Source organism: Pseudomonas sp. R11F, from assembly GCF_050312575.1.
Classification (GTDB): domain Bacteria; phylum Pseudomonadota; class Gammaproteobacteria; order Pseudomonadales; family Pseudomonadaceae; genus Aquipseudomonas; species Aquipseudomonas palleroniana.
Map to the genome: position 1 here is coordinate 178,366 of NZ_JBNPJU010000057.1, position 11,104 is coordinate 189,469.

At 61.0% G+C, this 11,104-nt stretch carries 9 protein-coding genes; 6 read left to right on the top strand and 3 right to left on the bottom strand.

Annotated elements, in window-relative coordinates:
• Window positions 1–97: 97 nt before the first annotated feature.
• Complete coding sequence (locus ACQRBV_RS16390; RefSeq protein ID WP_411985141.1) at window positions 98–2,770, top strand: hypothetical protein; 2,673 nt, start codon at window positions 98–100, stop codon at window positions 2,768–2,770.
• A gap of 75 nt (window positions 2,771–2,845) precedes the next feature.
• On the opposite strand, the gene dsbG is transcribed toward ACQRBV_RS16390, so the two are convergent.
• From dsbG to dsbD, 3 genes are read right to left on the bottom strand one after another with little or no spacing between them, the layout of a single operon-like run.
• Complete coding sequence (dsbG, locus tag ACQRBV_RS16395) at window positions 2,846–3,607, bottom strand: thiol:disulfide interchange protein DsbG (RefSeq protein WP_411985140.1); 762 nt, start codon at window positions 3,605–3,607, stop codon at window positions 2,846–2,848.
• Window positions 3,583–4,434: a TlpA disulfide reductase family protein gene (locus tag ACQRBV_RS16400; protein ID WP_060755989.1), complete on the bottom strand. Its 852-nt coding sequence runs from the start codon at window positions 4,432–4,434 to the stop codon at window positions 3,583–3,585. Before ACQRBV_RS16400 ends, dsbG begins: the two co-directional genes overlap by 25 nt.
• Window positions 4,434–6,161, bottom strand: a complete 1,728-nt coding sequence (gene dsbD / locus ACQRBV_RS16405; RefSeq protein ID WP_411985139.1) for a protein-disulfide reductase DsbD — start codon at window positions 6,159–6,161, stop codon at window positions 4,434–4,436. The genes ACQRBV_RS16400 and dsbD overlap by 1 nt, the downstream gene beginning before the upstream one ends.
• A 175-nt stretch (window positions 6,162–6,336) precedes the next feature.
• Here dsbD and ACQRBV_RS16410 point away from each other — a divergent pair, with 175 nt between their 5' ends.
• The 5 genes from ACQRBV_RS16410 to ACQRBV_RS16430 all read left to right on the top strand — a co-directional run bounded on the left by ACQRBV_RS16410 (window position 6,337) and on the right by ACQRBV_RS16430 (window position 11,088).
• Window positions 6,337–7,029: a response regulator gene (locus ACQRBV_RS16410; protein ID WP_060755987.1), complete on the top strand. Its 693-nt coding sequence runs from the start codon at window positions 6,337–6,339 to the stop codon at window positions 7,027–7,029.
• Window positions 7,029–8,348 carry an ATP-binding protein gene (locus tag ACQRBV_RS16415; RefSeq protein ID WP_060755986.1) on the top strand — a complete coding sequence of 440 codons (1,320 nt, stop codon included), beginning with the start codon at window positions 7,029–7,031 and terminating at the stop codon, window positions 8,346–8,348. Before ACQRBV_RS16410 ends, ACQRBV_RS16415 begins: the two co-directional genes overlap by 1 nt.
• Window positions 8,349–8,473: 125 nt before the next feature.
• Complete coding sequence (locus ACQRBV_RS16420; RefSeq protein ID WP_411985138.1) at window positions 8,474–9,241, top strand: N-acetylmuramoyl-L-alanine amidase; 768 nt, start codon at window positions 8,474–8,476, stop codon at window positions 9,239–9,241.
• Between the two features lie 145 nt (window positions 9,242–9,386).
• Window positions 9,387–10,781, top strand: a complete 1,395-nt coding sequence (locus tag ACQRBV_RS16425; RefSeq protein ID WP_411985137.1) for an aspartate aminotransferase family protein — start codon at window positions 9,387–9,389, stop codon at window positions 10,779–10,781.
• 82 nt (window positions 10,782–10,863) lie between these two features.
• The gene (locus ACQRBV_RS16430) at window positions 10,864–11,088 is read left to right on the top strand and encodes an MbtH family protein (RefSeq protein WP_028617283.1); all 225 of its coding nucleotides are present in this window, start codon (window positions 10,864–10,866) and stop codon (window positions 11,086–11,088) included.
• The last annotated feature ends 16 nt before the right edge of the window (window positions 11,089–11,104 follow it).

The following is an 11,104-nucleotide window of genomic DNA, read 5'->3' on the forward strand; positions in this document are numbered from 1 at the left end:
TCTGACAGTAGGCAGGCGGATGTCGAAAGGGCTCACTTGAGGAAACCCCTCGGTCTCTGACTTGAGGGGATTTCCCATGGAACACGGAGTTCTTGTCATGACAAAAGAAAAAACAACGCACGAAGTCCCTTCAGATCCGGTCGTTGTGAAAACGTCAAAATCGGTCAAACCCAAGGCTCTGGAAGTGGATGCCCCACTCATTTCCAGTGAGGTGGATAGCACCGTTACGCCCCCCAATATGCCGGGTTCATATCTGACCGTTGATTCGCGAATGGACAGTTCGACTATCACCGTCAAGTTCCGCGCAAAGGAGGCGCCTGAGTTGGTGCTGGAGGGTCTTGTAGATTCAAGCGGTGAGGCGGGCGCCAGGAAGATAGACATCCCTCTAGATTACCTGACGACACTCATGGGGTTCACGGCTCTCATTTCCTATGAAGGGAAGTCGCAAGGGCAGGCGGCTACATCGTCGGTTAAAGAAGTAGGAATATCGTTTTACTCAGCCAGTGAAAGTGAGGCACTCGCTCCATATTTGCTACACGAAAAAAATGTAAATAACACGCCTACCTATGACATGCACGATCACCCAGACGATGAAACCGTCCTCGTGCCGGTGCCCCCTCTTGCCAAAGCGGGCGATAGAGTTTACTGCACCGCTGCCACCGAGCAGGACGCCCCCAAGCACGTTTTCTACACTGTGACTAATGGCCATGAATTGACTCCTGAAGAGGCAACTCCGGGCTACATACTCCAATTTCCCATAGCGCGTGGCTGGCTGGCACGACGTAAGCCATGGCGGTCGCTAACCCTCCAGTGTGGCTGGCTCACCAGTAAACTTGCGGCCAAGCCTCCTGCTCCTGTTCCTCCTCACTTGGAGACGCTCCTGCCCGAAAACGCTCTCGAAATCCAAAAGCGCCGAACTGCTGCTTTCATTGTGGATAATGTGCTTAAAAACTTGCCGCCTCCACATCTTCGGCAGTCGGTGCCCTACAACGAAGAATGGTGCCTTAACCCCGAACTCACCAAGGGGGGGGGTGATATAGACGCCGCTAACCTGGATACATATGCGCAGGATAAGGTTTGTTTCTATGCGAGTGGGGTCGGTTACGGACCGGAGCCGCTCGGCTGTGTCACGATTGATGAAGGTGGGGAGCTGGCGTCCGCCAAGTTGCCATCCTGTGTTGTCGCCTGTTTCTTCAACAAACCGATGACGCTGTCCTACACCATTCAGTTCCCCAATAGTGAGGCAGTACAATCATCACCTGAAAGGGTGGTCAACGTAATGGCCCCTCTGCTATCTGCGGCGGAGATTGAAGACGCAACCCTTGCCACGTTGGATCTGAATACCTTCGCGGGTGACGCGACAGCTTTTGTACCTGTCTGGGGCTACGCTGCATGCTCGGAATGCTGCTGGATGTGGATCACAGGTGAAGATGAAGACGGCAACGACCATCGTATCGACATACTGATGGGAGCGCCTGTCACGGATGATTGGAAGATGCATGGGGTTGATACACCCATCCTGAGGGCAGCGCTGCAAGAGCTGGCAGATTGCAGCGATTTTAAATTGCACTTTGCGGCGAGCTTTTGTGGTGTCACTGATCGCACACAGGCCATCGACGCGCCGACGACAACGTTCAATATTACTCAAGAGGACCTGCAATTAGGCAAGCCCAAAGTCGTGCAGGCGGTGGAGGATGACCTGGAACCCTACAATGGCCGCGAAGGTGTAGATGTCGTCGTCGATTTTCAGCGTATGAGCCACCGGCAGGAAATCAGCCTTTGCTGGTTGAAAAAGGATGGCAGCTGTTGGCCAGTAGTGCCCAAGCCGGGCACCAGACCGGGGCCTGTACACTTCCATTTACCGCGTGAAGCAGTTATTGAAGCTATCGGTACCACGGTCACAATCAATTACACGGTTAGCAGTGCCTGCAAGTTGGCCACTTCGGAAGATTTGCGGCTGAAAGTCGGTATTCCCCACCGGTTACCGACTCCCGTGGTACGACAGGCAGTACCCGTTGCGACTCAGGACGGCATCCTGAGCTTGGGTACGTTCGTCGGGAACGCAGATATTGAGGTAGAGAAATGGTGGTTCATTCTGCTTGGTCAAAAAGGCTGGATGCGCGGTGTCGGGACACGCCAAAATGGCAGTCCTTACGCTTTCAATGTGTATCTGGCAAAAGCAGTGACAAACGTCAGTGAGGGGATGAAAGATATAGTGCCAAGATCGCACTTGGCGGTCTTGAAGCACGGCTCTCGATTAACCTTCACGTTCAATAGCACTCCAGACGGTAGTGCGAGTGAAAGTAACACGGTAATTTTCCCGTCGTTGAGTTTGATATTCCAATCGTCGTACTACGATTTCACGCCGTTCAGCAACGGCCGCAATGGCTGGCTTGACGGGCCTGCGAGTCAAGGCGAAAACCAACTCTCCTACCAACTTGGTAAGTATTGCATAGCCAACGGCACACTCAGTTCAGGCAGTTCTGGCGTCGTTTTATATAAAAACTTCACTGGACTTGAGGTCGGGCGCAGTTACCGTTTCAGCATGCTCGGCTGTTCCTATAACGGGGCAGCGCCACTGCCAGTATTGGCACTGGTGGTTAATGGAAACTACCTTGCGTCAAGTACCTTCTCAATGTCTTGGAAAAAAATAGAGGGGACCTTTGTAGCCACTGGCTCATCAATGGTATTGCAAGTTCATACGTTGGTTGCCTCAGGGGCGGACGGTAACGACTTTGGTATGACGGAACTCAAGGTGGAGCACCTATAGGGCTGCGATCAAGTACTGAAGGAGAAAACGCTCCTGTCATTGGCAGGAGCGTTTTGCATTGGGGGGATGGGACGATTATTTGCTACCCAAAATCTTCCCCAACTTCTCCGGCGAAGGTGCCCCTTGCTGTTGCTGCAACCCGCCCTTGTCATCCAGATAAAAAATCGCCGGAGTGGCCGACAACTCCAACTCATCCATCAGCTTCATATTGGCATCCAGCTTGGCTTCGATCGCGGCCGGGATCTTGTCCAGTGCCTGCAACTTGCTACCCTTGCCGGCGGCTTCGTGTTCGGCCAGGGCTTTTTGCGGGTCCTGGGCGGCGAACAGCGCGGCGGATTTGCCGGGGCTGTCTTCGCGGATGATGCCGACCATGATGTGGCGCAGCTGCACCTTGCCGGCTTTTACCCACGGGCGGGCCTGTTCCCAGAACATGTTGCAGTAGGGGCAGTTGGGGTCGCTGAACAGGTAGACGATACGCGGCGCGTTTTTATCGCCGTCCTGAATCCAGTTGCTGTGTTCCATCTTGGCCCAGACTTCCTTGGCCATCGGCGCGTACACGAGTTTTTCCAGGGGCGCGCTGCTCAGGTCGTTGCCCTGGGCGTCGTACAGGTTGCCGGCGAGCACGCTTTTGCCGTCGGCGGTCAGGTACAGCGCCATGCCGCGGTTCTGGTATTGCGCGGCGTAGCCGGTGAGCCCGCTGGGGGCGTCGAACTTGCCGAGGATCTTGGCGCCCTTGGCTTCGATCTGTTTGATCGGCGCCGGCCAGTCTTCGGCCTGGGCCAGGGTAGCGGCCAGGGTCAATGGCAGCAGGGTCAGCAGGTGGCGGAGGCTTGGCATGTCGGTTTCCTTGTGGCGGCAGGGGCTGAGTCGAAGGGTTCCATGGCGCGGGCCAGGCTGGCCTGGGACAGCTCGCCCAGGTGGCTGTTGATCAGCCGCCCATCGGCTTGATAAAACAGGGTGGTCGGCAACGCCATGGAGCCCACGGCCTGGCCGAGGCGGCCACTGGCGTCAAACAACACGTTGTCGAGGGTCAGGCCCTGGGTGGCGAGGAAAGTGCTGACGCTTTGCATGCTTTCGGCCTGGTTGACGAACAGGAAGGTCACGTCGGGCCGTTGGTGTTGGGCGCGTTCCAGCACCGGCATTTCGCGGCGGCACGGCGGGCACCAGGTGGCCCATAGGTTGATCACCAGCGGGCCGCCTTTGTAATCAGCCAGTTGCACCACATCGCCATTGGCATTGCGCAAGGTGATGTCCGGCAACTGCGCGCCTTTGTCGTACAGGCTCAAGGACATACTGCCCATGCCCCAGAACACCAGCCCGGTGATAACCCCGGCGCTCAGTGGTTTACGCAGGGGCGGGCGACGCCAACCGTAGGCCAGCGCGCCGAGCACCAGCGCGATCACACCGGGCCAGGCGAGAAAGCCGCCATCGCGCAGGTCGACCATCTGCAACCAGTCGTTGCGGTACTCGTTCCAGTACATCAGCACAAAGCTGGCGCGTGCCACCAGCATGCCCAGCAGGAACAGGCTGAACAGCACGGATTCCGGGTTTTCCCCGCCACGCTTGGCCACGCGCCAACCCACCAAAGTGGCGAGAATCAGCGCGCTGATCAACAGGATGTGATTCAGGGCGATGGCGAAGGTGCCGATGGTCAGGGTCAGCATCAGAGCGCGTCCCGGGTGTGTGTCCAACGTTGCAGGAAGCCGGCGGCATCCACTTCGCCGGTGATGCGTTGGGCGCGGCGTTCTTCACCGTCCGGGCCGATCCACACGAAGCTGGGTGGCCCCGGCACCTGGTAGCGGCCGAGCAGGGCGCGGCTGGCCGCGTTATCGGCGGTGACGTCCAGGCGCAGCAGGCGTACGTCTTTCAGGGCATCCATGACTTCAGGTTTGCCGAACACCTGTTTTTCCATGATCTTGCACGACACGCACCAGTCGGCGTAGTAGTCCACCAGCACCCATTGGCCTTGAGCCTTGGCGGCGTCGAGCTGGCTTTGCAGCACGGCCGGGTCGTTAATGGTCATGAACGCATCATGGCCAGTCGTTGCGGCGGCGGCACGCGAGCCGCTATAGACCTTCAGCGGTTGCCACAGGTCATCGCTGCCACCGGCCGCGCCGACCACCAGCACCGCGCCCCACAGGCCCAGCACCAGCGAGCCTGCACCCAATACCTTGGCGGCCAGCCCGTATTCGCGGGCCAATATCCAGCCGCAGTAGGCCATGACCAGCGCCAGTGCGCCCCACAGGCCGAGCCACAGGCTTTCGTTGATGACCGGGCGTATCATCAGCACGGCGGTGCCCAGGAACAGGAAGCCGAAGATGCCCTTGAGTACATTCATCCAGGTGCCTGGCTTGGGCAGGAAGCGGTTGCCCACCGTCACCAGCAGCAACAGCGGCACGCCGATGCCGATGCCCATGGCGAACAGAATCAGGCCACCGTGCAGCGCATTGCCGCTCTGGGCGATATACAGCAGGGCGCCGGCCAGCGGCGCGGTCATGCACGGCCCCACCAGCAGGCCGGACAGCGCACCGAGCATGCCCGCGCCCACCAGGCTGCCACCGCTTTGCTGGCGGCTGACGTTGTCCAGGCGGTCACGCAGGAAGGCCGGCAGTTGCAGCTCGAAGAAACCGAACATCGGCAGGGCGAGGATCACAAACAGCGCGGCAAAACTGCCCAGGATCCACGGGGTTTGCAGCAACGCGGCAAGGTTGCCGCCAAGCAGCGCAGCCAACACGCCGAGCGCTGCATACACCAGGGCCATGCACACCACATAACTGCTGGCCAGGGCAAAACCCCGGCGCGGGCTGGCGCCGCTGCCGACGACCAGGCCGGCGAGGATCGGCAACATCGGCAACGAACACGGCGCGAACGCCAGCAGCAGGCCCAAGCCAAAGAACACCAGCAGGCTCCAGCCCAGACTGCGTTGTTGCAGGCCGCTGGCCAGGCTCTGGTCCTGGGCCTGGGTGGCGGCAACGGCAGGGTTACCGCCCAGATCCACGGTGATCGACTGCGGCGGATAGCACAGGCCGGCATCGGCACAGCCCTGCCAACCGAGTTTGACCTGGCCGGTGACACCCGCCGGGATCTTCACTTCCAGGCCTTGGCGATACACTTCCTGCTCGCCAAAAAACTCATCGCTATGGGCTTCACCCTGCGGCAGCGCGGGCTTGTCGGCCAGGCCGTCGAACTTCATGCGCTGCTTGTACAGGTAATAACCGTCGGCAATCTGCCAATATAGCTGGGTCTCGCCAGTTTCCAGGCGCTCGGAGGTAAACGTGAAGGCTTTGCCCACCGGGAGGAAGTCGGGTTTGGTCTCGAAAGGATTACTGCCCGGCGCAGCCTGGGCGAACCCCGCGAACAACACCAGCAAAAAGGTAAACAGATGCCGCATGGTCAAGCCTTAGTTCGATGCAAGTGAGGCACACAATGTGTGGCGTTGATTAACCGATGATTAACCGGCGCTATTCTAGAGTGTAGGGAAAGTCTGAGCGCGCCTCTTTTCACGGCATAATCTGCGCTTAATCCGCCCAGCCTTTAATCTCCCCATCTTTTATGAAGGGTTCAGCATGCACGTACTGGTCTGTGAAGACGACGAACTGATCGCCAGCGGTATCGTGGCCGGCCTGACCGCCCAGGGTTTCACCGTCGAGCGCGTCGCTTCGGCCGCGGCGGCGCGGGCGATGCTCAAGGCGGCGACGTTCGACATCATGGTGCTCGACCTCGGCCTGCCCGATGAAGACGGCCTCAAGCTGTTGCAGCAACAGCGCAGCCAGGGCCTGGAAATCCCGGTGCTGATCCTCACCGCGCGCGATTCGGTGACCAACCGCGTCGACGGCCTGCAAGCCGGCGCCGATGACTACCTGCTCAAGCCCTTCGACCTGCGCGAACTCGCCGCCCGCCTGCAAACCCTGCTGCGGCGTGTGGCGGGGCGCAGCGTCAACCTGATCGAACATGGCCGGCTGGCCTATGACCCGAGCAGTCGCGAGACTTTCCTGGGCGGCCAGCCGGTGGACCTGTCCCGTCGTGAACAGGCGCTGTTGCAAGCCTTGTTGCACAACAAGGGCCGCGTGCTCTCCAGCGAACAGCTCAAGGACAGCGTCTACGGCTTCAACGATGAACTGGAAAGCAACGCGTTGAACGTGCACATCCATCACCTGCGGCGCAAATTGGGTAACGGTATCGTCGAGACCGTGCGCGGCCTGGGCTATCGCCTGGGCACGGCGGATGACGGCCCGGCGGCGGGAGACAACGCTTCGTGATGAGCCTGCGCCTGCGCCTGACGTTCAAGCTGGGCGCCGCTTTTGTGTTGATCTGGGCCTTGGCGGCCGCCTGGATGCTCAACGATCTGCGCAACCAGATGATGTTCTCCCTCGACCAACGCCTGGTGGCATCGGCCCGCATGGTGGCGGGGCTGACCGAGCAGATGCCGGGCCTGGCCAGTGTGAGTGGCGGTGCACATTTGCGCACCGAACAACTGAATGTACCGGGCGGCATGGCCTGCCAGGTCAGCTCGTTGCGGGGCGAGATCCTCGCACGCAGCCATACCACCCCGGATGAAGGGCTGGAGTCGCGCCAGAGCGGCTTTCGCGACCAGGTCATCGACGGTGTGAGCTGGCGCAGTTTCACCCTGTCCCGTGGCGACCTGCTGATCACCACCGCCGACCGCCAGGTGGAGCGCGAGGCGTTGAACCTGTCGATCCTGCTGGCGGCGTCCGTGCCGGTCGGTGTGGCCTTGCTGGGTTGCCTGTGCCTGCTGTGGCTGGGCATCGGCCAGAGCCTGGTGCCGCTCAATCGCATGCGTGATGCCTTGATGCGCCGCAGTGTCGACTCCCTTGAACCGCTGCAGATCCACCCGTTGCCCAGCGAACTCAAGCCGCTGCTCGACACCCAGAACCAACTGCTGCAACGCATCGCCAAGACCATCGAGCGCGAACGCCGTCTGACCGGCGACGCCGCCCATGAGCTGCGCAGCCCGCTCACGGCGATCAAGACCCACCTGCAGGTGGCGCGCATGACCGAAGGCGCGGCCCGCGACCAGTCCCTGGCCCATGCCGAGGAAGGCGCTGACCGCCTGCACCGTACCCTGGAGCAACTGCTGCTGTTGGCGCGGGTGGAGGGCAACCTGTCGTTCGATGACGGCATGCACTCCAGTGCCGAGGAAGTCGCACGCCTGGCGATCCAGGACGCCAATGCGGGTGACAACCGGCGCATTGACCTGATCCTGCCCGACAACCTCTCGGCCACCCCGGTTGAAATGCCGGTGGGCCTGGCGGTCGCGGCGCTGCGCAACCTGCTGGACAACGCCCTGCGTCACACGCCTGCGGATACGCGGGTGGAGCTGAGCGTGCTGACCGCGACCGATAACGTGATCTTCCGGGTGCGTGACCATGGCAAACAGATTTCCAGCGAGGACCTGCAATACCTGACGCAACGTTTCTGGCGCAACGGCAACAGCGAGGGCTGCGGCCTGGGCCTGGCAATTGTGCAAGCCATCGTCCAGCGTTGTTCCTGCTCGTTGAAGTTCGACAGCCGGCCGGACGGCCTGCGCGTAGATTTGGGGATGCCATTGCGGCGCTGAGCCGATCTTTTTCAAGTGCCAAATAGTTACCGCCTGCCTGAGCTTGAGCGCTTCAGGATGGCGGTAATTTTTTTGTGCTCGAACGGGCTGAATGATTCGGCCTGTAGTGAAAAAGGACGGTCCTTATGTTGATCATCGATAGCAGTTTCCCTTCCAAGGATTTCAATGAACGTCACGGCGAGCCCGTGCAGCAGGTGGTGCTGCACTACACCGCGGCGCCGTTCGGCTCATCCCTGAATACGCTGACCCAGGGCGGTGTCAGCGCGCACTATTTGTTGCCCGACCCGAATGAGCCCGGCTATCGCGCCAGCGGTTATGACGAGTTGCGCGTATTTCGCCTGGTACCCGAAGACAAGCGCGCCTGGCATGCCGGTGCAAGCCACTGGGGAGGGCGGGACAATCTCAACAGCCGGGCGATTGGCATCGAGATCGTCAACCTGGCGCGCGATGACGGCGGCGTGTTTACTTTTCCGGCATACCCGGCGGCGCAGGTCGATATGTTGATTGCCTTGTTGAGCGACATTCTGGGGCGCTACCCACAGATCGGGCCGACCGACGTGCTGTGCCATTCGGATGTGGCGTATTGGCGCAAGCGTGACCCGGGGCCGCAACTGCCTTGGCGGTGCTTGTATGAAGCGGGGATCGGCGCCTGGTTCGATGAGGCGACGCGGGCGATGTACCAACGCCGGTTTTGCCTCGGGCTGCCGCCGGAGGTCGAGGTGGAGCGGGCTTTCCAGCGCTATGGCTATGCGCCGGCGAAGAATCGCCAGGCCTTTGAACAGCGCACCCGGGCATTTCAGATGCACTTTCGGTCGCGGGATTATCGCGGGGAGCTGGATGGGGAAACGTGTGCGGTGCTGTATGCGTTGAATGAGCGCTACCGGGGGATCTGATGGCCGGGACGGGCGTTACCGAAAAACGGATAAGCACTGCGTTCCCCTAAATCCCCCCGCCGCTGGTGCGTCTTCAGAACATGCCATCCGTAGACCCACGGATCACCCGTCTGCTCACCCCACCCGCGTATTGAGGGATCGAGAAATGTCCGTCGCCACCATTCGCACCGAAGACACCCAACTGCACGAAACCCTCTACCACTTCGAGGAAACGCCACTGCTGGCCCGCCAACGCCAACAGGAATCCAACGCCCGCAGTTACCCACGCCGTATCCCGCTGGCACTCAAGCGCGCCAAGGGCATCTATGTGGAGGACGTGGAGGGGCGGCGTTTCATCGATTGCCTGGCCGGTGCCGGTACCCTGGCACTGGGCCATAACCACCCGGTGGTGATCGAGGCCATTCAACAGGTACTCAGCGATGAACTGCCGCTGCACACCCTCGACCTGACCACCCCGGTCAAAGACCAATTCGTGCAGGACCTGTTCGGCCTGCTGCCGCCGGCGCTGGCGCGGGAAGCGAAAATCCAGTTCTGCGGGCCGACCGGCACGGATGCGGTGGAAGCCGCGCTGAAACTGGTACGCACCGCCACCGGCCGCAGTACGGTGTTGTCATTCCAGGGCGGTTATCACGGCATGAGCCAGGGCGCACTGAGCCTGATGGGCAGCCTGGGGCCGAAGAAACCGTTGAGCGCCTTGTTGGCCAATGGCGTGCAATTTCTGCCGTACCCCTACGATTACCGCTGCCCGTTCGGCCTGGGCGGTGCGCAAGGCGTGCGGGTCAACCTGCATTACCTGGAAAACCTGCTCAATGACCCGGAAGCCGGCGTAACGCTGCCGGCCGCGGTGATTGTCGAAGTGGTGCAGGGCGAAGGCGGGGTGATTCCCGCCGATCTCGACTGGCTGCGCGGCCTGCGGCGCATCACCGAACGGGCCGGGGTGGCCCTGATCGTCGATGAGATCCAGAGCGGCTTCGGCCGTACCGGCAAGATGTTCGCCTTCGAGCACGCCGGCATCATCCCGGACGTGGTGGTGATGTCCAAGGCCATCGGTGGCAGCCTGCCGTTGGCGGTGGTGGTGTATCGCGACTGGCTCGACACGTGGCTGCCGGGCGCCCATGCCGGGACCTTCCGTGGCAACCAGATGGCGATGGCGGCAGGTTCGGCAGTGATGCGCCATCTCAAGCAACACGACCTGGCCGGCCACGCCGCCGCCATGGGCGAACGCCTGGCTGAACACCTGCGCATCCTGCAACGGGATGTGCCGCAATTGGGTGACATTCGTGGGCGTGGGTTGATGCTCGGGGTGGAACTGGTGGACCCGAACGGCACACTCGATATCCAGGGCCATCCACCGGTACACCGTCAATTGGCACCGCTGGTACAACGCGAGTGCCTCAAGCGCGGTCTGATCCTGGAGCTGGGTGGCCGTCATGGCGGCGTGGTGCGTTTCCTGCCACCCCTGGTGATCACCGCTGCCGAGATCGACCGTGTGGCCGAGATCTTCGGGCGTGCCGTGGTGGCAGCGCTCGCCAGCCTCTAATTTTTCGTACACCTGGTACGTTTCTACAAATATCAGCGCTGCGCGTGGTGCGCAGCCAGCCTTTGAGCGATGGAGAACAGCAATGACCTCAGTATTCGACCGCGACGACATCCTCTTCCAGGTTGTGGTCAACCATGAAGAGCAGTACTCCATCTGGCCCGACTACAAGGCCGTGCCGGAAGGCTGGCGCACCGTGGGCAAGAGCGGCATGAAGAAAGAGTGCCTGGCCTACATCGAGGAGGTCTGGACCGACATGCGCCCGCTGAGCCTGCGCCAGAAGATGGACGGTGCGGCGCTGGCCGGCTGATCCACTGCATCCCACA